At 71.7% G+C, this 22,428-nt stretch carries 15 protein-coding genes; 4 read left to right on the forward strand and 11 right to left on the reverse strand.

Features of this window, described 5'->3' with window-relative positions; genetic code table 11:
* Positions 1-34: 34 nt before the first annotated feature.
* From E0504_RS42430 to E0504_RS42440, 3 genes are read right to left on the reverse strand one after another with little or no spacing between them, the layout of a single operon-like run.
* On the reverse strand, positions 35-1,237 hold the full coding sequence (locus E0504_RS42430; RefSeq protein ID WP_131627179.1) for a thiolase family protein: 1,203 nt from the start codon (positions 1,235-1,237) through the stop codon (positions 35-37).
* Positions 1,234-1,755: a Zn-ribbon domain-containing OB-fold protein gene (locus E0504_RS42435; protein ID WP_112107314.1), complete on the reverse strand. Its 522-nt coding sequence runs from the start codon at positions 1,753-1,755 to the stop codon at positions 1,234-1,236. Before E0504_RS42435 ends, E0504_RS42430 begins: the two co-directional genes overlap by 4 nt.
* Positions 1,752-2,975: a CaiB/BaiF CoA-transferase family protein gene (locus E0504_RS42440; protein WP_041255379.1), complete on the reverse strand. Its 1,224-nt coding sequence runs from the start codon at positions 2,973-2,975 to the stop codon at positions 1,752-1,754. The genes E0504_RS42435 and E0504_RS42440 overlap by 4 nt, the downstream gene beginning before the upstream one ends.
* Before the next feature lie 363 nt (positions 2,976-3,338).
* Between E0504_RS42440 and E0504_RS42445 the strand changes: the two genes are divergently transcribed.
* Positions 3,339-4,832: a class I adenylate-forming enzyme family protein gene (locus E0504_RS42445; RefSeq protein WP_112107311.1), complete on the forward strand. Its 1,494-nt coding sequence runs from the start codon at positions 3,339-3,341 to the stop codon at positions 4,830-4,832.
* A 447-nt stretch (positions 4,833-5,279) separates the two neighbouring features.
* Here the strand turns inward: E0504_RS42445 and E0504_RS42450 are convergent, their stop codons facing one another.
* Both E0504_RS42450 and E0504_RS42455 read right to left on the reverse strand, forming a co-directional pair.
* Complete coding sequence (locus tag E0504_RS42450) at positions 5,280-5,510, reverse strand: hypothetical protein (RefSeq protein WP_071060003.1); 231 nt, start codon at positions 5,508-5,510, stop codon at positions 5,280-5,282.
* A gap of 449 nt (positions 5,511-5,959) precedes the next feature.
* A complete protein-coding gene (locus tag E0504_RS42455; protein WP_200835343.1) occupies positions 5,960-7,372 on the reverse strand; it encodes an esterase-like activity of phytase family protein in 1,413 nt (470 codons plus the stop codon).
* 709 nt (positions 7,373-8,081) lie between these two features.
* On the opposite strand from E0504_RS42455, the gene lysA reads away from it, so the two are divergent.
* Positions 8,082-9,395: a diaminopimelate decarboxylase gene (gene lysA / locus E0504_RS42460; RefSeq protein ID WP_071060001.1), complete on the forward strand. Its 1,314-nt coding sequence runs from the start codon at positions 8,082-8,084 to the stop codon at positions 9,393-9,395.
* A 56-nt stretch (positions 9,396-9,451) separates the two neighbouring features.
* Here lysA and E0504_RS42465 read toward each other — a convergent pair whose 3' ends face one another.
* Positions 9,452-10,222 (reverse strand): dienelactone hydrolase family protein, encoded by a 771-nt coding sequence (locus E0504_RS42465; protein WP_112107307.1) that lies wholly within the window; start codon positions 10,220-10,222, stop codon positions 9,452-9,454.
* A gap of 303 nt (positions 10,223-10,525) precedes the next feature.
* Here E0504_RS42465 and E0504_RS42470 point away from each other — a divergent pair, with 303 nt between their 5' ends.
* Together E0504_RS42470 and E0504_RS42475 are read left to right on the forward strand one after the other, a co-directional pair.
* Entirely contained in the window at positions 10,526-12,694 is a 2,169-nt protein-coding gene (locus E0504_RS42470; protein WP_131627181.1) for a serine/threonine protein kinase, read from the forward strand.
* 1,582 nt (positions 12,695-14,276) lie between these two features.
* A complete protein-coding gene (locus E0504_RS42475; protein WP_112107007.1) occupies positions 14,277-15,491 on the forward strand; it encodes an ABC transporter substrate-binding protein in 1,215 nt (404 codons plus the stop codon).
* Between the two features lie 117 nt (positions 15,492-15,608).
* Here the strand turns inward: E0504_RS42475 and E0504_RS42480 are convergent, their stop codons facing one another.
* From E0504_RS42480 to E0504_RS42500, 5 genes are all read right to left on the reverse strand, one after another.
* On the reverse strand, positions 15,609-17,057 hold the full coding sequence (locus tag E0504_RS42480; protein ID WP_112107010.1) for an MFS transporter: 1,449 nt from the start codon (positions 17,055-17,057) through the stop codon (positions 15,609-15,611).
* Positions 17,058-17,285: 228 nt separating this feature from the next.
* Positions 17,286-18,197 carry a potassium-transporting ATPase subunit C gene (locus E0504_RS42485; RefSeq protein WP_112107006.1) on the reverse strand — a complete coding sequence of 304 codons (912 nt, stop codon included), beginning with the start codon at positions 18,195-18,197 and terminating at the stop codon, positions 17,286-17,288.
* 3 nt (positions 18,198-18,200) lie between these two features.
* The gene (gene kdpB / locus E0504_RS42490; RefSeq protein ID WP_131627183.1) at positions 18,201-20,429 is read right to left on the reverse strand and encodes a potassium-transporting ATPase subunit KdpB; all 2,229 of its coding nucleotides are present in this window, start codon (positions 20,427-20,429) and stop codon (positions 18,201-18,203) included.
* A 3-nt stretch (positions 20,430-20,432) separates the two neighbouring features.
* A complete protein-coding gene (gene kdpA, locus E0504_RS42495) occupies positions 20,433-22,142 on the reverse strand; it encodes a potassium-transporting ATPase subunit KdpA (RefSeq protein WP_112107004.1) in 1,710 nt (569 codons plus the stop codon).
* Positions 22,142-22,231: a K(+)-transporting ATPase subunit F gene (locus E0504_RS42500; protein ID WP_112107003.1), complete on the reverse strand. Its 90-nt coding sequence runs from the start codon at positions 22,229-22,231 to the stop codon at positions 22,142-22,144. The genes kdpA and E0504_RS42500 overlap by 1 nt, the downstream gene beginning before the upstream one ends.
* Positions 22,232-22,428: the final 197 nt, after the last annotated feature.

Consider the following 22,428-nt stretch of genomic DNA (forward strand, 5'->3'; position numbering starts at 1 on the left):
GCCGGGGTCAGCAGGCCGGGCCAGCAGGCCAGGGTCAGCGGGGCGCGGTGCTGTAGACGACCGCGCCACCGAAGTGCGGCGAGGACGCGCAGGCGACGCCCACGGTCGCCCGTTCGCGCTGGCGCTCCCCGGCCCGGCCGGCGAGCTGCAGGTAGCACTCGAGCATCTGCGGGATGCCATGCATCCGCCCGTTGCCCAGGGCCCCGCCGCCGGAGAGCGCCGGCAGCGCGCCGGGGCGGTCGCTGTCGATCCCGCCGTCCAGCACGAAGCGGTGCGCCTCACCGACCGGGCACAGGCCGAGGACCTCGAGCCAGAAGTAGACGAACGGCGAGAAGCCGTCGTAGACCTGCGGCAGGTCGACGTCCGCGGGGCTCACCCCGGACTGTTCCCACAGTCGCTTCGCCAGCGCGGTGCCGCCGGCCATGATGTCGTCGAGCGGCCAGTGCAGCGGCAGGCGGCGCCGAGGAGGCGCCGAGGAGGCCTGGCCGGCGACGTACACCGGGCGGTGCGGCAGGTCACGGGCCCGCTCGGCCGAGGTGAAGACGAAGGCGGCGACGCCGTCGACCGGGATGTCGCAGTCGTAGCGGCAGATCGGGTCGCTCAGCAGCGGCGCGGCCAGGTACTCCTCGGTCGTCAGCGGCCGGTCGTGCCAGTACGACCACGGGATGCGCGCGCCGTTCTTGCGCGCCTCGGCGACCACGGCCGCCGTCGTCTCCCGGCTGGCACCGTAACGCTGGAGGTACTCGTTGTAGGGCAGGGCGATCATCGACAGCGGGCCGAAGAAGCCCTGCGGCACCGTCCACTGCTGCGCGCCGCCGGCGGTCCGCATCGGGTTGGCGTGGTAGCTCCCCTTCGGGTTGTGCAGCGCGCGGTGCATCACCACGTAGTCGGCCGCGCCGCTCGCCACGGCGTTCACCGCCAGCGCCACCGAGCCGGGGATCTGGCCGATGCCCTGGAAGCCGGCCACGTACCGCGGCGAGCCGCCGAGACGCTGGGCCAGCCAGTCGGCGGAGACCAGGCTGACCCCGTCCTCGGCCGCGTGCGCGCCGGCGGTCGGGAACAGCGCCGAGGTGACGAACCCGTCGACCTGCCCGGCGGTGAGACCGGCGTCGGCGATCGCCGCACGTGCCGTGTCGACGGCGAGCGCGCCGAGCGGACGTCCCGCGTGCCGGGTGACGTCGCTGTGCGCGTAGCCGACGATTGCCACCCGGCCCTTGGAGCCCGGCCGCGCGCTCACGACCGCACCTCGCCGGGGCCAGTGGCGCTCGGCTCGGCCAGGGCGAACGCGGGGACGGAGACGCCGTCGGCGACGTCCTCGAAGGCCACCGCCACCGGTGCGCCGATGCGCAGGGTGGTGTCGGGGCCGTCCAGGAGCCGGCCGATGACGCGCAGCTCAGGCTGTTCCGCGAGCTCGACGTCGACGAGGAGGAAGGGCACTTCGCCGCGGAAGCCGGGCAGGAACGACTGGCGGACCACGGTCCAGGAGCGCACGGTGCCCCTGCCGCTCACCGGCTCGAAGGCGAACCCGGGATCGGTGCTGCCGCAGTGCGGGCAGGTGTGGTCCGGCGGCACGACGTAGGTGGAGCAGCGGGCGCAGCGGGCGACAGTGAGGACGTGCCGCGCCGCGGCCGCCCAGTACGGCGCCGAACGCTCGTCCGGCGCCGGTACCGGCCGCGTCGGCTCGGGCGCCGCCGCCGAGCCGGACGCCGCCGCCGGGCCGGCCGGTGCGGACGCCGCCGCGGGGCCGGCCGTCACGGGATCGCTCCGGCCTCGGTGAGGGCGGCTATCTCTTCCCAGGTGTAGCCGAGCTCGAGCAGTACGGACTCGGTGTGCTCGCCGTGCTCCGGGGCCCGCCGGGGCACGGGGGGCTGGGAGTCGAACTGGACGGGGACAGTTGGTAATCGGTAGGAGCCGCCGCCGTCGAGCTGCACCTCGCCGACGTAGCCGTTCGCCACCACCTGCGGGTCGTCTACCAGCTCCAGGACGGACTGCACCGGGGCCCACGGCGCGTCGATGCCCGCGAGCAGGTCCTTCCACTCCTCGAAGGTCCGGGTCGCGAACGCCGCCTCGAGCTCGGCCCGGCAGGCGACCCGGTTCTCGCCGCGGGCCCGCAGGTCGGCGAACCGCGGGTCGGCGACGAGGTCACCGCGCCCGATCAGCTCGCAGAACGGCGCCCAGTAGCGGTCGGACTCGAGGAACACCAGCTGGATGTGCCGGCCGTCCTTCGTCCGGTAGGCGCCCACGAGCGGGTTCGGGCCGTCACCGGGGCCGCTGGAGATGCGCGGGGCCTGCCCGGTCAGCGCGACGAGGAGGTCGGAGGACAGCGTCCACATGGCCGTCGCGAGCAGGGAGACGTCGACGACCGTGCCCCGCCCGGTGCGGGTGCGCCCCAGCAGGGCGGCGGCGATGCCGAAGGCCAGCGCCATCGCGCCGTTGCGGTCGCCCATCGCGCCCCGCTGGCTGATCGGGTACTCCCGCTCCTCGGGGGTCAGCGTGTACCCCATCCCGCCGCGGGCCCAGAACGCCGAGGAGTCGTAGCCGGGATGGTCGGCGTCAGGCCCGCGGGCGCCGAAGCCGTGCCCGCGGGCGTAGACCAACCGGGGGTACCGGCGGGTGAGCTCGTCGGCGTCGAGCCCCAGCCGGCGCAGCGCGCCCGGCCGGAAGTTGGTGAGGAAGACGTCCGCCGTCTCCAGCATCTTGTGGAGGATCGCCTTGCCCTGCTCGCCGCGCAGGTCGAGCGCGACCGAGCGCTTGCCCCGGTTGGCCAGGGCGACCGAGAGGTTCACCCCGCCGCCGTCGGTCCCGATCCCCTGGGTCGCCAGCGCCCGGTACGGGTCGCCCTCCGGGCGCTCGACCCTGATGACGTCCGCGCCCCAGTCAGCCAGGAGCGCGCCGGCCACGGGCACGAAGACCCACTGGGCGAGCTCGACGACCCGCACGCCCTTGAACGCGCCCTCCGAAGCGCTGTCCTCCATCGGCCACCCCATCTCCGTCGCGCCGGCTCCGTCGCCACCGTGTCCGGCGTCACTGTAGAACGACACTCTCGTCTTTGGGAAGTCCATCGGTGTCGAAAAACTAGAGGTTGACTTCGCACATCTGGGTTGCAAGCATGCATTCACCCGCCAAATGCCGTGCCTGAGACAGCCATGGCCCGGTGCCCCGAGCGGCCCCCGGCGGTCTCCGTGCGACGCTCCGACCCCCCGCGTGAACCAGCTGAACTCTCTCAGCGCGCCGCCATGCCCCGGGCCGGCGAACGCGCCGGGGGCTCTCCCCATCCGACGTCCCACCGACGTCCCCCCGTGACACGCCGCTGCCAGGACCGGTCAGAGGAGCATGCCGTGGAAGAACAGGTCAGCAGTGCTCGGCGCATCCGGCAGTTAGCCGCCGAGCGCCCCGACGATCTGGCCCTGCGCCACATCGCGCTCGACGGCGGGGAGCCCGCCTTCACCTGGCGCGAGCTCGACCGACGCTCCAGCCAGCTCGCCGGTGCGCTGGCCGAGCGCGGCCTGGGCTTCGGCGAGCACCTCGGGCTCGGACTGCGCAACTCGCCGCAGTTCGTTCTGGCCGTGTTCGCGGCGTGGAAGCTCGGCGCGGTGCCGATACCGGTGCGCTGGGACGTGCCGGAGTGGGAGCTGGGCCGGCTCAAGGAGGTCATCGAACCCCGGGTCTATCTCGGCGGCGAGGACCTCGCGTGGATCGACTCGACCGAGCGCCTCGACGTGCCCGACCTGCCCGACGCGACCTCGCCGCAGATCCACGGCATCTGCAGCAGCGGCTCCACCGGCACACCCAAGGTCATCGTGAGTGACCGGCCGTCCGTCTACGTCGCGCGGATGGCCACGCCGCTCGCTGAGAGCTGGGGCCCCGTACCGCGCCCGCAGACGGTGCTCGTGCTGGCCCCGATGTACCACGCCAACGGGCTGACCACGCTCTACAACCTGCTCGGTGGCGACCACCTGGTGGTGATGGAGAAGTTCGACGCGGCCCGCGTCGTCGACGTCATCGAGCGCCACCGGATCACCACCTTCACCGCCACGCCGACGATGCTGCAACGCATCGCCGACCTGCCCGGCGTGGACGGGCGTGACCTGTCGAGCATCCGGTGGTTCACGCAGGGCGCGGCGCCGATGCCGCCGTCGCTGGTGCACCGCTGGGCCGGCCTGGTCGGCGCCGAGAAGATCCACATGGTCTACGGCATGACCGAGGGCCTCGGCCTCACCGCGCTGCGCGGCGACGAGTGGATGGAGCACCAGGGCAGCGTGGGCCGCGGGATCCGGGGAACCGAGGTGCGCATCCTCGACGCCGACGACAAGGAGCTGCCCACCGGCGAGATCGGCGAGATCTACCTGCGGACACCGGGCTCCGACACCAGCTCCCACTATCTCGGCGCCGCCCCGAAGCTGCACCGGACCGCGGACGGTTTCCAGAGCGCCGGCGACCTCGGCTACCTCGACGGCAACGGCTACCTCCACCTGGTGGACCGCCGCGTCGATATGATCATCAGTGGCGGCGCCAACGTCTTCCCCGCCGAGGTCGAGGCCGCACTCATCGACCATCCCAAGATCGCCGACGTCGTGGTCATCGGCCTGCGCGACCCCGAGTGGGGCCGCCGGGTGCACGCCGTGATCGAACCGGCCGACCCCGCGGCGCCGCCCACCGCGAGCGAGGTCATCAGCTACGCGAAGAGCCGGCTCGCCCCCTACAAGGTCCCCAAGACGGTCGAGCTGGTGGACGCCATCCCCCGCAGCGAGGCGACGAAGGTCAACCGCGGCGCGATGGTGGCCGCCCGCGACGAAGCCGTCCCCACCGCGAACACCGGCGCCGCCCGCTGACACCCGCACCCGCACCCGCACCGGAAACAGTCCGTGCGGCGGTCCCGGGCTGGTTACTCGTAGGAACGGGAGCGCTCGACCGCACGGTCGACGGCGGGTACGTGCTCCCGCGGGACGTCGACGCCGTGCGGAGCATCGCGGCGAAGAACGCCGCGGATCTCCTCCCGGACGAGGTCGAGCTGCCCGCCAAAGCCTGAGCCACTCACCCGGCGGGGTGATGATCCGCACTACGCCGATCATCACCCCGCTGGATCGTGGGCAGTACGGTTCAGATCTCGCGGGCACCACCCCCGCGACGTCGGGCGGGAACCCCCGACGGCATCAGGCAGCCGCGGGTAAGCGGCACGCTCGCCCGGATTCGCGGACGCGGGCGGGGGGATTCCCTGGGTCGTTCCAGCCGCCGCGGCGCGACGCCGCCGGCGCACCGGCCCGCGGGCAGGGGGCCGGTCACGCCGCGGTACCGAGGGCCATCAGGCCCAGCATTCCGAAGGCGGCGACGATCACGGCCAGGCTCGCGGTGGTGGCGAGGAACGCCGACCTGCGGTCGGCGACGTCCGCGCGCTCGGCGAGATATGCCCGGTCGGCGACGTGGGCCCGGTAGACGCGGTAGGCCCGGTCGACGCGGCGCACGTGGGGACGTCGGGTGGCCCGGCGCCGGGCGCTGTGCCGGCCGCTCATGATTCGCGGGACCCGCGGCGAGCGGAGAAGCCCGGGAGAGTGCCGGCCATCTCCCATTGGGATCGCGTTGATGTGAGGACCTCGGCCGAGCCGGCCGCAGACACGGTGGCCGCGCCTGTCCGGGGGCAGACGGTGCCGTCTTCTCCACCCATCGATGACCGCTCCGTTTCGCTAGATGGCCTGCGCTGTACTGGATCTACCGCATTCACGCCGGCGCACAGGGCAGGTGTGCCGACGGGCGGGGCGCCAGGAGCCGCCGACCTCGTCGCCGCCCGCCCCCGACTGGGATAGTGGAACCGTAGAGGCTTCCGTGGGAGCGGGTGGAGCGTCTGCCAGTCGGGCATGAAAGGTAGCCGGCGTGTTACGGCCGAGGACCACCTACCGACGGGCGGCGAACGGGTCGGAGCTGGGAGCAGGCCCGGAAACGGAGCCTCGGGCGAGGCCCGGAATCAGCCGAGCGGTCGGTTCAGCCGCAGCTGGAGAATCTTGCTCTCGACACCCGAATCCACGAGCTGGCCGGCCTCGTTGAACGATCCGAGCCCGAAGTCGTTGTCGTTCGCGACGGCGATCGTCCGTCGATCAACGATCGCAATGCCCTCAATTTTGTCCGGCATGCCCGCAACGCCTTCGAGATCGACAGCGAGACGCTTCGGCAACACGGTGACGCCGGCCGTCGCCGGGTCGGCGAGCGACTCGAGGGACGGAGCGGTCGCCGTGCGGTCCCACCGGCTGCCGAGGATGTTCGTCGCCCGGCGCAGGTCGACGCTGTAGAGCCGGGAGACGGCGTCGGTCCGCTCGTTGACCAGCAGGGTGTTACCGTCCACGGCGGCGAGCGAGGAGATCTTCATCTCGGACGGGTCACCGTCGGCGTCCGGGTCGAAGGTGGCGACGTCCTCGAAGCGGTAGACGTACTCGCCGGTCACCTTGCGGCTGGCGGTGTCGAACCGGAAGATCCGCACGTTGCGCGAGGCGTTTCCGGTGTCGGCGTCGGGCAGCTGCAGCGGGCTCTGCACTGCGAGGTACAGCGTGCGCCCGTCCGGAGCCAGCGCGATGCCCTCGAAGCCACGGTTGATCTTGCGCCCGCCGAGGACGCCCGGCAGCGAGGCGACGACCGGGTAGTCAGCCCCGGTCAGACTGACGCCGGCGGGGATGTAGCGGGCCAGGACCTGGCCGCGCGCGCTCACCCGCAGCAGCGACGGGCTGTACTCGTCCACCAGCCAGAACTCACCGGACCGGGTGCGGATCAGGCCCTCGGTGTCCAGACCGTTCGGGTTGAACGGGAGCGGGGTCTGAGCGTCCCAGGTGTACGGGGTCTCGTCGAAGCCGTTGATGTTCGACAGCCCGGTGACCGGCCTGCCGTGCGCGGTGGTGATCGGCAGCGCGTCCAGCACCTTGATCGTCGAGCCGTCGGCCCGGACCCGCACGATGGCCGGGTCGAAGCCGGGCACCGGGAAGGTCCGCCGGTTCTTGCCGTCGATCTTGATCTGCCCGTTCGGGCCCCGGTCAGTGATCGTCCAGAACTCGTTCGGGCGGCCGGCCGGGAACAGGTCGCTGCCGATCCCGCCGAGGTCGACCCCGCGGTCGGTGTCGACCGATCCTCGGATCAGCCCGTTGGAGAAGTCGGCCAACGGGATGTCGGGCAGCGTCGCGGTGGACAGCACCGTCGGCACGGCCGATCCGGCCGGCCCGGCCCCCCTGGCCGCGTCCCCGCCCGCGGACACCGCCGGTGCCGCCGCCGACACCGCCGGTCCGACGGCGACCGCGAACGGCACCGCCAGCGCGATGCCCATGACCGCCGAACCCACGACCGCCGACACGCGGGTCGCTCTGCGCGCCGCGGTCTTCCCCCCAGTACCCGACATCGGTACCCCTTTCTGCTCTGTTGTGGAGTTCCAGCCGCCCACGCGGCCGGAATCGGACGTCAGGTGGCCGCAATGGCCCGCCGATGAATCCCGGCTGGCCGGTGGTCTGCCGGTTTGCGGCGGGCCCGCTTGTCGGCGGGACTACTTCGCGGCGGGCGACGGCTCCGCCGGGGCCGCGGTCACGACCGCGGCCGACGCCCGAGCAGTCCGCCGACGGCGATCCGAACGTCCCACTTGCCCCACGAGATCTCCCCTGCGCCGTCCGGAGTCCCCCGGACCTGCCGCCCGTGGACTGCACGCGCCTCTTCATATCGCCCTACCAGGGCGTTTCGCCCCCGCCGGCGAAGCAGCCGGGCCGGCGTCACGAACTGTTCGCGCAGCGGGCGAACACCGGAAAACTCACGTTCAGCACGAGTTCGACCTTGGGAACACGCCGGTCGCGCAGCCGACCCCGACGCCCGGCCTCCCGCGCCGGGCGTCCCACACCCGGCGACGGGCCGGCGGCGGACAGCCGTCGGCCCGCCCGCCGCCGGATCGACGGCGGCACACCGGAGCCCGCCGAGCGCTGCCGGAAGGTCCACAGGCACTACCGGCAGATCCACGAGGGGGAAGCGAGCGGTCTGTACCGTAGCCTTCAATGAGCCTTTACCACCGAGACCGGTGATAAGGGCCGGGCAGGCTGGCGCTGGCCATCACGGTGAGGATGCAGATGGACGAGTTCTCCTATCGCGACGGCACGTTGTGGTGTGAGCAGACAGAGCTACGCGAGGTGGCCGAAAAATTCGGTACGCCGACCTATGTCTACTCTGCGGCGACCCTCGTCGATCACTATGTGCGGTTCGCGAAGGCGTTCGAGTCGATCAACCCGCTCATCTGTTTCTCCGCGAAAGCGCTGAGCAATGTTCACCTGCTCCGGCTGCTCGCCGGGCAGGGCGCCGGCATCGACACGGTGAGTGGCGGGGAGCTGCACCGCGCGCTGGTCGCCGGGGTCGACCCGGAGCGGATCGTGCTGGCCGGGGTGGGCAAGTCCGTCGACGAGCTGCGCGCCGCGGTCCGCCACGACATCCGCTGCATCAACGTCGAGTCCGAGGCCGAGGTCGAGCTGCTGGCGCGCGTCGCGCGCGAGGAGGACCGCCGGCCGCGCCTGGCGATCCGGGTGAACCCCGACATCGCGCCGGACATGCGCACCCCCGCCCGGACCACCACCGCCATCCGCGGCGCCAAGTTCGGGGTCGACATCGAACGGGCCGCGGCGCTGTTCCGGGCCGCCTCCACCGACGAATTCCTGCGCGCCGAGGGCTTCCACGTGCACATCGGCAGCCCCATCTTCGACCCGGGGGTCTACGCGACGGCGCTCGACCGCATCCTGGCGCTCACCGCCGGTCTCGAGGCCGACGGGCACAGCGTCACCACCCTCAACGTGGGCGGCGGCTTCCCCGCCGAGTACACCGAGGGCAGCGCCCCGGGCTGGGACGACTTCGCGGAGGCGATCTGCCCCCGGCTGCAGGGCTTCGTCGACCGCGGCGGGCAGGTCGTCTTCGAACCGGGCCGGACGATCGCGGCCAACGCCGGCATCCTGCTCGCCACCGTCCGTTACCGCAAGCGCGCGGGCGACCGCGAGCTCGTCGTGATCGACGCCGGGATGACCCATATAGTCCGCGCGGCGATGTACGACAGCTACCACTTCATGTGGCCGGTGACTCCGGTGAACGGCACCGTTCCCCGCTCACGGGACCAGCAGTCGATCGATGACCTCGTCGACTACGACGTGGTCGGCCCGATCTGCGAGTCGAGCGACTATCTGGCAAAAGGCCGGGCCCTGCCGGCGATGGTTTCCGGGGATCTCATCGCGATCTTCAGTGCGGGTGCCTACGGAATGACTATGACGAGTAACTACAACAGCCAGCTCCGGCCGGCCGAGGTTCTCGTCCGCGGCGGCCGGGCGGATCTCATCCGCCGCCGCGAGACCTACGACGACCTCGTCGCCCTCGAGCTCCTCGACGGCCTGACCCCACCACTCTGACGCCACCGCTCTGACCCCACCGCCCGGCACCCCCGGCAGGGCGCCGGCGGCGTGGCTCAGGTTGTGGCTACGTGGGTTTCCAGCCAGCGGAGCATCCGGGCCCATGCGTCGCGGGCGGCCACCGGGTTGTGGGTGGAGGGCCGCTCGGGTGTGTGGAAGGCGTGCTGGGCGCCTGGATAGCTGATCAGCTCGGTCGGCACCGGCGCCCGTGCGGCAGCGGCGCGCAGCGACCGGATCTCGTCCGGCGTGACCCAGGTGTCGTTCTCCCCGTACAGCCCCAGCCACGGCGTGCGCAGCTGGTCCGCGACGTCCAGCAGCGGCGGGGCGCCCGTCCAGTACGGGGTGCTGACCGCGCCGCCGTAGAAGGAGACCGCGGCGCCGAGGCGGTGCCGCACGGAGGTGAGGAACGCCGCCGTGCCGCCCATGCAGAACCCGATGATCGCGGCCCGGGACGGCGGGAGCCCCACCGTGGCCAGGTGTTCCAGGCAGGCGTCCACGTCGGCGGCGATGCCGGCCGCGGTCAGCGTCAGCATCTTCGACGAACCCTCGGCCACCGGCACCTCGGTCAGGCCGTCCCGGTGGTAGAGGTGCGGCGTCAGCGCGAGCCAGCCTTCGGCGCACAGCTGCTCGCACACCGAGAGCACATAGTTCGTGATTCCGCGTGCGTCGGGGATGACGATGACCCCGCCACGCGGCGACACTGCCGAAGCGGGCGCCGCGACGCTCACCGGAACGGTGCCGCCAGGGGCGTCCGCGCAGCCCCGGTTCTCGTTCCCGACCCCGTTCCCGCCGCGGCCGAGGCGCAGGCTGACCGTCTCCACCGTCATGGCGACATCATGGCGAACGCACCACGGATGGCGCGCCCCCATCGGCAAAGGCGGGAGCACCTCACCCGAGGAGTGCCCATGCCCACCCCGTCCCCCTCATCCACCCCGCCCGCTCCGGGCGCTACGGGCGCTACGGGCGCTCCATCCGCGGCAGTCGCCGTCGCCGAACGCGACGAGCAGGGCTGGCGCCGTTGACTCGCCTCGACCTTCCCTGCCACCTGATCCGGAGCGGCTGATCCGCTGACCTGGGCGGATTAGACTCACTCTCCGCCACATGGCTTACGGCGGGGGGGTACGCCGGCGATGCGCCGACTCGGTTCGCAGTACGTTCTGCATGCACCACTCGGTCGCGGCGCCATGGGCGAGGTGTGGCGGGGCGAGCGCGAGGCTGACGCCACGCCGGTGGCGGCCAAGATCCTTCGCGCCGAGCTCGCGGACGACAGCGACGTCGTCGAGCGGTTCCTGCGGGAACGTGAGCTCCTGCTGGGCTTCGACCACCCGCACCTGGTCAAGGTCCGGGACCTCGTCGTCGAGGGCGGCACTCTCGCGATCGTGATGGACCTGGTCGACGGTGTCGACCTGCGCAAGTACCTGCGCGCGCGAGAGGTGCTGGCGCCGCGGGAGGCCGTGCTCCTCGTCAGCCAGGTGCTGGACGCGCTCGCCGCCGTGCACCGGACGGGTGTGGTCCACCGGGACATCAAGCCGGACAACATCCTGATCGACACCACGGACCCCGAGCACCCGCGGGCGATGCTGACCGACTTCGGGATCGCGCGGATCGCCCACGGCCCGTCGATGACCCGGCTCACCGGGCTGATCGGGACGCCGAGGTACATGGCCCCGGAGTTGTCCGAGGGGACCCGGGCCACGCCGGCCGCCGACCTCTACAGCATCGGGATCGTCGTCTACGAGCTGCTGGCCGGCCGGCCGCCGTTCAACGCCGAACATCCGATCGCCATGCTGCGGGCGCATCTGGAACAGACGCCCGCTCCCCTCGAGGCCCTGCCCGGAACGCTGTGGGCCGTCATAGCCCGCCTGCTCGCAAAGTCCCCCGGCGATCGCCCGGCCACGGCCGGCCACGCCCGCGCCGAGCTGACGGCGGCGCTGGCGGGCACCGACGCGGCCCTCGGTGAAGCGAACCTCGCCGAGGCGGGCCTGGACGCACCCGAGGCGACAATGATCAGCGTCCCGGGTGGCGGCCCAGGCGCCGTGATCGCGGACCGCCGTCCCGACACCGCCCCCGCCGGACCCCACGAGGCCGACCCCGCCGGCGTTTCCGGCGCTCCCGGTGTTTCCGATGCTCCCGGCGCTCCCGGCGCTCCCGGCGACACGGTCATCTCACCACGGCCCGGGATGTCCCTGTCACCGGTCGGGGTCCGCCTGGAAGGCCAGCCCGGGAATGCGGCGGAGCCCGCCGCGGGAGACCACGCGCACGAGACCCTGTTGTCTCCCCTGCCGGGCGACCTCTCCCCCGTGTCCCCCGTGCCGGCACGCTCCCCCGACCCGGCCACCGCGCATGCCACGACCACCGCGCATGTCGAGACCACCACGGCTGCCGCGGCCGGGACCGCCGGTACCGCCGGTACCGCCGACGACCTGCTCGGATCGTCCCCGGAAACCGGGCGGCCCGGGCGGCGGGCCCGGCCACGCTGGCTGCCCTGGGCCGCTGCCGCCGTCGCCACCGCCGTCGTCCTCGCCGCCGGGTCGTGGGCGCTCGCCGACGCCGTCGGGGGCGGGGGCGGTTCCGGCACGGCCCAGGAACTCGCCGAGGTACGGGCCGCCATCAGGACGTCCGCGCCGGCCGTGGCCTCGTCGGCATCGGCCACCGCGCCGGCGGACCCGGCGGACCCGGCCGCCCCGGTCGGGTCCGCGCCGGCGGCGACCGGCCCGGGCACGACCGCGGGCCCGGCCCCGGCCGCTCCCGTCCAGGCCGCCGGATCACCGGCGGCCGGGTCAGCGGCCGCGGGTGGCTCGACCGCCTCGACCGGCGAGCAGCCGGCGCCCCGGCAGGGCGACGAGCCGACCGGTGGATCAGCGGTCACCGAGCAGCCACCCGGTGATGGGCTTGTGGCCGTGCCGGGGGTGCTGAACATGGTTCTCGCCGATGCCTCTTCCGCGCTGAAGGCGGCCGGCTTCTCCAACATCCCGTACCTGTACGACTGCTACGGATCGGCGAACACGGGCAACGTGGTCCGGCAGGAGCCGGCGGCCGGCGCCCGGCTGGCCCCCACGGCCCCGGTGCACCTCTACCTGCAGGCGCAGAACTGCGCGACCGTGCCGGACGTCCGCGGGATGTCGCTGGACGACGCCGCGACCACGCTGCGGCAGCTCGGGTTCACCAACATCCCGTACCTGTACGAGTGCTTGGGCGCGGCGAGCCTCGGCACGGTCGTCACACAGTCGCCGGCGCCCGGGACCAGTCAGGGCACGTCCGCGGCGGTGGACCTCCGGCTCCAGGCGAACAACTGCTGATCCCCGACCCCGGCTGACCCCGGGCCGGGTGGGGCAAGACCCCGCCCCCTGTCAACGCCTGCGGGGAACCGAGACATGTCTCACCGATGAGCGCACTGGCGTCCGCGCACGCGGGCGACGGCGCGGACCACGGCCACCGGCCCCGGTGTCGGGCGCCCTCGCCGTGCCCGCCCCGGAACGGGCACGGCGGTCCGGTCATCCGCCGCGGGACGCACCGCAACCACGGGCCTGCCGCGCCCGCAGCCACAATCGAGAGAAATCATCATTTTCGCCGCGTAAAAACCCGGCGCCGGGATCACAAGCGGCACCGCTCCGGACGGGCTCCACGCCGCCTCAGATCGCTTTCCCAGGCCATTTACTTCCGGCGGACAAATTCTAAAAACCCCGTTCTCTTGAGCGGGAACGCCGACCCGCAAACATGCCACAAAAACATCATCCACGAAAGGAGTCCGTTGTCTTAAAGCTTTCATATTTCCATGAAACCAGGTTCTAGATACCCCGAAATCCGCTGACGACGCCCGTCCCACAAAAGACACTCAGAACCGACCGTCACCGACGAAAGAGGCGCTCCAGCCCCGCCAGGAACAGAAAGACCGACACCGGCTCGGCGCACCGTCAGGCGATCCTTTGCGGCGACGACACCAGGATCGGGCCGGCCACCGCTCGGACGCGTTCCGTCCAGCAGCGTTGATGACCCGCAGGAGATGCGCACCGACCCGCCAGCCGCGAAGTGTGCAGGGTCACACATCACCCGCGCTCACATATGGGACATTTACGGCCGCTTAACTACATAAATCCCAGCACCTGGCGCAAGTACGACGAGCCGCGCCACCCGCGGCCCGGGGCAGCCGTGGGGCCCGTCGACCGGCGGCTCCCGAGCCGGTTCCACGCAGGCCGCGCACCCACGACCGTCCAATCACCACAGGGGGTGACGTCCCAGCTCCCAGGCCGGACATTCGCCCAAGGGAGGCGCGCCGCCGAACCCACGGGCGGCCCACCGCCTTCCGCCGGCCGCACCTGGCACCCCTATTCACCCGCGTACGTTTCGCGAGCACACGTCACGGCCCGCGCCGGGCAGTCCAGGCAGACCGGCAGGCGTCACGGACACGGCCCGCCGGAACGATTCCCGCTAAACCACCCGATTCCGCCGAATCCACGCTCCGGCCGGCCGCCGTCCAGTCGACCTGGGGCGCCCGGAAGCACGCCCGCGGCCAACACCATCGGCCGAATCCATCACATTCGGCCCGATCCGATTCATCCCCGACGGCCACCATGGCCCGGGCGCCCCGGAAGGAATCGAGAGAACGCCGTCCTGCAGTGACGGAAATCATGAATCCGGCGCCTTACCAGATCCGTTTCTGGAGGGTACTTCCGGCCCCTTCCGCGATTTGGCGCAAGGCGGCCCGAGCATCGCGCGGCATGGCGGACCCGCCGCGACTGCCGCTATCTCCGCCCTGCTAACATCCAGACGATTCATAAACGATGAAGGTTTGGACGGGGAGCGCCGACCTGGGCGCGGGCCGGAGGCGGACCGCCACGCGCCTCCCCGTCAAGTCGCTGTTTATCTTCTGTGGGGTTACTGGTGCGCTTAGGCGGATTGACAAGACGGCTCAGCGTGGCGGCGGTCGCGGCCCTCGCTGTCGCCGTGACCGGGTGCTCGAGCACGGGCGGCGGTGGCGATTCGCCGGCCGCCTGCAACAGCCCCGGAGTGACGCCCGACCAGGTGAAGATCGGCTTCGTGTACTCCGACTCGGGCACCGGGAGCAGCGCGCTCTCCTCGGCCCGCGCCGGTCTCGACGCCCGGATCGGGCTGGCCAACCAGGAGGGCGGGGTACACGGCCGCCGCATCGCCTACGAGTGGCGCGACGACGGCTCGTCCGCGACGGAGGACGCCCGTGCCACGACGGAGCTCGTCCGCGACCGCTCGGTCTTCGGACTGGTGACGGCCACGGCGTTCCTCAGCGGCTCGGTGGACAGCCTCGCAGCGCAGAAGATCCCCGTCTCGGGCCTCATCCAGCCGGCCTGGGCCAACTACCCGAACCTCTTCTCGTTCATGTACGAGGTCGCGCCCGAGACCGCCGGGCGATACCTCCAGCTCAGCGGCGCGAAGAAGGTCGCCTTCCTGATCACCGGATCGGGGGCCTTCACGCTGCAGACGATCGAGCGGTACAAGGCCGCCTTCGGCAGGGTCGGGCTCGCGACGGGCGACACCATCTCCTTCGCGCGGAGCACCGACAGCCCGGCCCAGGTGGCGCAGCAGCTGTCCGGCATGGGCGCCGACGCGTTGATCGGCTTCTCGACTCCCGAGGACCTCGCCGACGTGCTGGGGGCCGCCCGCGCCGCCAACGTGCGGATCGTCAGCAGCCTCTCGCTCACCGGGTACGACCGCAACGTCCTGCACCAGCTCGGGCCGTCCCTCGCCGGGGTCTCGTTCGGGGTGAACTTCAAGCCGTTCGAGATGGGTGACGCCCCCGTCCAGCGCTACCGCGACGCCATGACCCGCTTCGCGCCCGAGACCGTCGTTCCCGAGCAGCAGTTCGCGATGTACGCCTACCTGTACACCGACCTGTTCCTGCGCGGGCTCGAGATCGCCGGTGACTGCCCCACCCGCGAGGCCTTCATCAGCGGGCTGCGGAAGGTGACCAACTACGACGCCGGTGGCCTGATCGAACCGGTGAACCTCGGCACCAACGCCACCCAGCCGCTGCAGTGCAACGCGTTCGTCCGGATCAACCAGGCCGGCGCCGCGTTCGAGGTGGCCTACCGACGGCTCTGCGCCGACGGCTCCAGTTCCTGACCAGCCGGCCACCCGGCTGGACGGTCGGCCGTTCAGCCGGGACCTCGACCGACGAGCAGGCGGCGGTCCCGCGGGAGTCGACTCCCGCGGGACCGCCGCTTCCGTTCGGGACGGATCTCAGCTGGCGGGCGTGGCCGCCCGGTGGCGCGGGATCGCCAGCGCGGCGACCGCCGCCGCCACCGCTGCCCCGGCGCACAGGCCGAACAGCTCCCGGTAGCCGGTGAGGGAGGGCAGCTCGGCCGCGCCGACGGTCATCGTCTCCGCCACCAGGATGCTCCCGCCGATGGCGCTGGCCAGCGAGCTGCCGATCGCCCGGAACAGCGTGTTCAGGCCGTTGGCCGCGGCGATCTCCTCCGGCGGGGTGTGCGCGTTGATCAGTGACGGCATCGCCGCGTAGCCGATGCCCGTCCCGACGCCGACCACCGTCGTACCCGCGATGATCTCCGGCATGGACCCGGTGAAGGTGATCCGCGCCAGCCATCCGACGGCGACGATGACCGCGCCCAGGGCGAGGGTCTGCCCGGCGCCGCGCATCGCCACCAGCCGCGCGGAGACCGGGGCGAGGAACAGCATCCCCAGGGCGCCGGGCAGCAGGACGAGGCCGCCGACGACCATGGAGGAGCCGAAGCCGTACCCACTCGTCTCGGGTGCCTGCACGTAGGACGACGTCCCGATCAGCAGCGCGAACAGCGCGAAGCCGAACAGCAGCGAGGCGAGGTTCGTCAGGACGAGCGGGCGCCGGCGCAGGGTCCGCATGTCCACCAGCGGCTCGCGGATGCGCAGCTCGGCCAGCCCCAGCGCCACCAGCAGCACGACGGCCAGCGCGAGCAGGCCGATCACCCGGGCGGAGCCCCAGCCCCAGTTGGCGGACTCGGCGAGCGGGAGCAGCAGCGCCACCAGCGCCGCGCTCAGCAGCACGGCCCCCACGAAGTCGATCCGGCCGCCGCGGCGGTTGGGCGCCTCGGGCACGATCGCGAACACGCCGGCGAGCGCGACGGCGCCGCCAGCGAAGGTGATCCAGAACAGGATGTGGAAGTCGAAGTGGTCGGCGAGCAGGCCGGCCATCGGCAGGCTCACCGCGGCTCCCACCCCGAGCATCGCGCTGATCAGGGCGATGGCCGAACCGGCACGCTCGCGCGGCAGCAACGCGCTGAGCAGGCTGATCCCGAGCGGGATGACCGCCGTCGACACGCCCTGCATCGAACGGCCGACGATCAGCAGCGCGATGTTGTCGGTCAGGGCGGCGAGCAGCGAGCCGACGACGAGCATGGCGAGGGCGACCAGCAGCAGCCGGCGCTTGCCGAACATGTCACCCAGCCGCCCGAACACCGGCACCGCGATGGCGGCGACGAGCAGCGTCGAGGTCAGCAGCCACTCGACCTCGCTGGCCGAGGCGTTCAGCTCGGCGGGCAGCGTCGGCAGCACCGGCACGAGCAGGGACTGCGACATGGACACCACGAGCGCGCCGAATCCGACGACGACGAGCTCGGCCCGCGCCCGCCCCGGTGAGGTGCGGGCGCGGGCCTGCGCCGAGCGTGGCTTCGTCTGCGTGGACAGATCGGTCATGTTCGGCCCTTCGTGGGTCGCGTCGGCCTGGCCCTGCGCCGCTGCGACCGGCCGCACGACCTAGGTCATTAACGGAAGGATCTCTTCCGGTTAAGCTAACACAAGCGGAGGAAATCCTTCCGGTTCAAGGACGCGGACCAGCATGTGACGGCGGACTCAGCGCAAGGGAGGACCCACCGCAACCGGGGATCCTGCGCAACCGGGGACCCGGCGCGGCGAACCGTTCCGTCAGCTGCGGGCGGCGGCGGCGGCCGGCGCGAGCGCGTCGAGATCGAGGTTCAGCTCGAGGACGTCGACGCTGCGCTCGCCGATGAAGCCCAGGGCCCGGCCGGTGGTGTTCTCGTTGACGAGGTCACGGACCTTGCCGGCGGGCAGGCCACGCTCGCGGGCGACCCGCGGGATCTGCAGCTCGGCGTAGGCCGGGCTGATGCCGGGGTCGAGGCCGCTGCCGCTGGCGGTCACCGCGTCGGCGGGCACGGCCGGGGTCTCGGGAGCGTCGCCGCGGACGAGGACCCGCTCACCCGCGGCGATGTCGTCGCCGGGGGCGCGGCAGGCGACCGCGACTCCCTGGTAGGTGGCGAGGAACGAGGTGGTGGGGCAGGGCTCGTTGGCGCTCACCACCCGGATGATCGGGCCGGCGGGACCGGGGCCGGCGTGGTAGACGGCGAGGACGGCCCCGACGCCGGAGGCGGTGCAGTACTTCCGGCCGCCGTCGACCCCCTCCCGCTCACCGATCGCCAGGCTGCGTTCGCAGACCTGGGTGAGCAGGCTCTGCCCGCTCTCGTCCTCGGGGGTGGCCAGGTCGTCGGGGGTGTCGACGACATCCTCGGGCCCGAGGTTGGACGCCGACGTGGCGGTCGGGTCGTAGCCGTCGCCCGCGGCGGACGGCCGGCTCTGGAAGTACGCGGGCAGCGCGTTGCCGTCGCTGTCGGTGAACGACTGGCCGATCAGGGAGGAACCGACCCGCTGGCCGGCGGCGTTGGTGACGAAGGACCCGTCCGCCCTGTCTTTCAGGCCGGGGAGCTGGGCGATCGCCAGGATCGCCAGCGGGTAGGCCAGCCCGAGCAGGACGGTGAGGACGAGCAGGGCGCGCAGCGCCGCGAGGTGCTGGCGCAGCCAGGACGGAAGCCGAGTTGACATGGTTCAGCCCACTCCCGGGATGAACTGGACGAGAAGATCGATGACCTTGATGCCGGCGAACGGGACGACGATCCCGCCGAGGCCGTAGACGTAGAGGTTGCGGCTGAGCAGCTTCGACGCGCTGGCGGGGGTGTAGCGCACACCGCGCAGCGCGAGCGGGATCAGCGCGACGATGACGAGGGCGTTGAAGATGACCGCGGAGAGGATCGCCGACTCGGGGCTGGCCAGCCGCATGACGTTGAGCCTGTCCAGGCCGGTGTAGACGCCGGCGAACATCGCCGGGATGATCGCGAAGTACTTGGCGACGTCGTTGGCGATGGAGAAGGTCGTCAGCGCCCCGCGGGTGATGAGCAGCTGCTTGCCGATCTCGACGATCTCGATGAGCTTCGTCGGGTTGCTGTCGAGGTCGACCATGTTGCCGGCCTCCTTCGCGGCCGACGTGCCGGTGTTCATGGCCACCCCGACGTCGGCCTGCGCGAGCGCGGGCGCGTCGTTGGTGCCGTCGCCGGTCATCGCGACGAGCTTGCCGCCCGCCTGCTCCCTGCGGATCAGCGCGAGTTTGTCCTCCGGAGTCGCCTCGGCGAGGAAGTCGTCGACACCCGCCTCGTCGGCGATCGCCTTCGCGGTGAGCGGGTTGTCCCCGGTGATCATCACGGTGCGGATACCCATCCGGCGCATGGCGTCGAAGCGCTCCCGCATGCCGGACTTCACGACGTCCTTGAGCTGGATGACGCCGAGCACCCGCGCGGCCGGGCCGGACGGGCCGTCGGTGATCTCGCCGACGACGAGGGGGGTACCACCCGAGGCGGAGATGCCGTCCACGATCTCCCCGACCTGGGCCGGCACCTGGCCGCCGTTCTCCCGTACCCACCGGGTGACCGCGCTGGCGGCACCCTTACGAACCCGCCGCTCCCCCGCCGCGGCGCCGGGCACTGCGCCGTCCGTGGGCTCGGCGGTCAGGTCGACGCCGGACATCCTGGTCTGGGCGGTGAAGTGCACGAACGTCGCGTGCCGCAGCTCGCCCGGGGTGCGTTCGCGCAGGCCGTGGTGCTCCTTGGCGAACACGACGACCGAGCGGCCCTCGGGGGTCTCGTCGGCGAGCGAGGAGAGCTGGGCGGCGTCCGCGAGCTCGGCCTCACTCACGCCGCCGACGGCGAGGAACGCGCTGGCCTGCCGGTTCCCCAGGGTGATGGTGCCGGTCTTGTCGAGCAGCAGGGTGTTGACGTCGCCGGCGGCCTCCACCGCCCGGCCGCTCATCGCGAGCACGTTGCGCTGGACGAGCCGGTCCATCCCGGCGATGCCGATCGCGGAGAGCAGCGCACCGATCGTGGTCGGGATCAGGCAGACCAGCAGGGACGCGAGCACGATCCCGGTGATCCCGTCACCGGTCAGGGTGGAGCTGTCCGGCAGCGCCGGCTGCTGCGCCTTCGAGTAGATCGCCAGCGGCTGCAACGTGGCGACGGCCAACAGGAAGATGACGGTCAACGCGGCCAGCAGGATGTTGAGCGCGATCTCGTTCGGGGTCTTCCGCCGGTTCGCGCCCTCGACCAGGGCGATCATCCGGTCGATGAAGCTCTCCCCGGGCTTCTGGGTGATCCGGACGACGATCCGGTCGGAGAGCACCCTCGTCCCACCGGTGACCGAGGACCGGTCACCACCGGACTCCCGGATCACCGGCGCCGACTCGCCCGTGATCGCCGACTCGTCGACGCTGGCGATGCCCTCGACGATGTCACCGTCCCCGGGGATGAACTCCCCCGCGTCCACGACGACCAGGTCGTGCTGGGCGAGGCGCGGCGCGGGAACGTTCTCCACGGTCGCGGCCTCGACAGCTTGCCCGATCTGCCAGCCGACGAGCCGGCGGGCGACGGTGTCGGTCCTGGCCCGGCGCAGGGCGGCGGCCTGCGCCTTGCCGCGCCCCTCCGCGACGGCCTCGGCGAGGTTGGCGAAGATCACGGTGAGCCACAGCCACACGGTGATCAGCCAGCCGAACGCCGACGGGTCGGTGATCGCGAGGACGGTGGTGTACGCCGCGCCGACCTCGACGATCAGCATGACCGGGTTGTGCCACAGGGTCCGCGGGTCGAGCTTGCGCACCGCGCTGGGCAGGGACGTCCAGAGCTGCTTCGGGTCGAGCAGGCCGCCCCCGACCCGCCGCGGCTGGGCCGGCGGCGTTTCCCGGCCGACGGCGCTGGCGCTGTCCTGGTGCGCGGCGATGGTGGTGGTACTCATCGGTCAGTGAATCCCTTCCGCGAAGGGCCCGAGAGCCAGCGCGGGAAAGAAGGTGAGCGCCACGATGATCAACGTGACGCCGGTGAGCATCCCGACGAACTGGGGCCGGTGCGTCGGCAGCGTTCCGGCGGTGACGGGTACCGGCGCCTGCCGGGCCAGCGAGCCCGCCAGGCCGAGCACGAAAATCATCGGGAGGAACCGGCCGAACATCATCGCCAGCCCGAGCGCGGTGTTGTACCAGGTGGTGTTCACCGTGATCCCGGCGAACGCCGACCCGTTGTTGTTCCCCGCGGAGGTGAACGCGTAGAGAACCTCGGACAGGCCGTGCGCGCCGGAGTTGAGCATGCCCGCCCGCTGGCCGGGCAGCGCCATCGCGGCCCCGGTGCCGAGCAGCACGATGATCGGCGTGGTCAGGAAGTACAGCGACGCGAACTTCATCTCCCGCGCGCCGATCTTCTTCCCGACGTACTCCGGGGTCCGCCCGATCATCAGCCCGGCGACGAACACCGTCACCACGGCAAGGACCAGCATTCCGTACAGGCCCGAGCCGACGCCTCCTGGCGCCACCTCGCCCAGCATCATGTTGAACAGCAGGGTCGCGCCTCCGAGGCTCGTGTAGGAATCGTGGAACGAGTTCACCGCGCCGGACGATGTCAGGGTCGTGGCGGTGGCGAAAAGCGCCGAGTTCGCGACGCCGAACCGGGCGTCCGTCCCCTCGGTGGCCGCGCCGACGGCCTCGGGAACAGTGCCGTGGTGCGCGACCTGGAAGGCCATGTTCACCGTGAGGCTGCCCAGCGCGATCAGCGCCATAGCCGCGACGATCGCCAGACCCTGCCGCCTGTCCCCGACCATCCGGCCGAAGGTGCGCGGCAGCGAGAAGGCGATCATGAGCAGGAGGTAGATCTCGAACAGGTTCGTCCACGCCGCCGGGTTCTCGAACGGATGCGCGGAGTTGACGTTGTAGAAGCCGCCGCCGTTGGTACCGAGCTCCTTGATGACCTCCTGGCTGGCCACCGGCCCCCCGGTGATCGCCTGCCGGCCGCCGGCCACGGTCGTCACCACGTGGTTGCCGTGCAGGTTCTGGATCGCCCCACCGGCGATCAGCACGATCGCGCCGAGGACGCAGATCGGCAGCAGGACCCGCACGATCGTCCGCGTCAGATCGACCCAGAAGTTGCCGATCTCGTCGCCGGTTCCCACGACACCATCCATGCTGCCCGGACCCGCCGCGACCGGCGCGCGCCGGCGGGCGAAGCCCCGCACGACGGCGATCGCCACCGAGATGCCGACCGCGGCCGAGGCGAAGTTCTGCACCGCCAGGCCGGCCATCTGCGTGAAGTGCGACATCGTCGACTCACCCGAGTACGCCTGCCAGTTCGTGTTCGTCGTGAAGCTCACGGCGGTGTTCCAGGCCAGCGCGGGTGACACCCCGGAGAAGCCCAGATCCCAGGGCAGATGGTCCTGGACCCGCTGCAACAGGTACAGGAACAGCACGGACACGGCGGAGAACGCAAGAACGCTGCGGGCGTACACCGTCCACCGCTGGCCCGCGTTCGGATTCACCCCCGTCAGCCGGTATATCGCCCGCTCGACAGGAAGGTGCTTCTCGCTGGTGTACACCCGGAACATGTAGTCGCCGAACGGCCGATAAGTCATGGCGAGGGCGCCGACCAGCAGCAGCGCCACCAGTATTCCGGCCACCGTCATGGACACTAGAAGCGCTCCGGGAACAGCAGGGCCGCGACCATGAGAACTCCCAGGACGATCGCCAGCGCCAAACCGGCGACGTTCTCCGCGGTCACAGCCGCTCAACCCCCCGCAGAACAAGCGCCAACAGCGCGAAACAGGCGACTGTCAGCGCGACGTACACGACGTCGAGCACGGTTCCTCCTCAGAGCATCGACGGCCCCGCCGTCCCTCCTGCCACTGGCGTCCAGAACTCGTGGCGCGGGGCGAGCGACGTCAGTAAAGCGTTACCAATGGTCAGATTGACGATCTC

The organism is Parafrankia sp. BMG5.11 (assembly GCF_004337455.1).

What these genes read in the sequence shown, in the direction of transcription:
- E0504_RS42440 (WP_041255379.1), bottom strand. Translation starts at nt 2,975, where the DNA reads ATGGAGGACAGCGCTTCGGAGGGCGCGTTCAAGGGCGTGCGGGTCGTC.
- E0504_RS42450 (WP_071060003.1), bottom strand. Translation starts at nt 5,510, where the DNA reads ATGAGCGGCCGGCACAGCGCCCGGCGCCGGGCCACCCGACGTCCCCAC.
- E0504_RS42455 (WP_200835343.1), bottom strand. Translation starts at nt 7,372, where the DNA reads ATGTCGGGTACTGGGGGGAAGACCGCGGCGCGCAGAGCGACCCGCGTG.
- lysA (WP_071060001.1), top strand. Translation starts at nt 8,082, where the DNA reads ATGGACGAGTTCTCCTATCGCGACGGCACGTTGTGGTGTGAGCAGACA.
- E0504_RS42465 (WP_112107307.1), bottom strand. Translation starts at nt 10,222, where the DNA reads ATGACGGTGGAGACGGTCAGCCTGCGCCTCGGCCGCGGCGGGAACGGG.
- E0504_RS42470 (WP_131627181.1), top strand. Translation starts at nt 10,526, where the DNA reads ATGCGCCGACTCGGTTCGCAGTACGTTCTGCATGCACCACTCGGTCGC.
- E0504_RS42480 (WP_112107010.1), bottom strand. Translation starts at nt 17,057, where the DNA reads ATGACCGATCTGTCCACGCAGACGAAGCCACGCTCGGCGCAGGCCCGC.
- E0504_RS42485 (WP_112107006.1), bottom strand. Translation starts at nt 18,197, where the DNA reads ATGTCAACTCGGCTTCCGTCCTGGCTGCGCCAGCACCTCGCGGCGCTG.
- kdpB (WP_131627183.1), bottom strand. Translation starts at nt 20,429, where the DNA reads ATGAGTACCACCACCATCGCCGCGCACCAGGACAGCGCCAGCGCCGTC.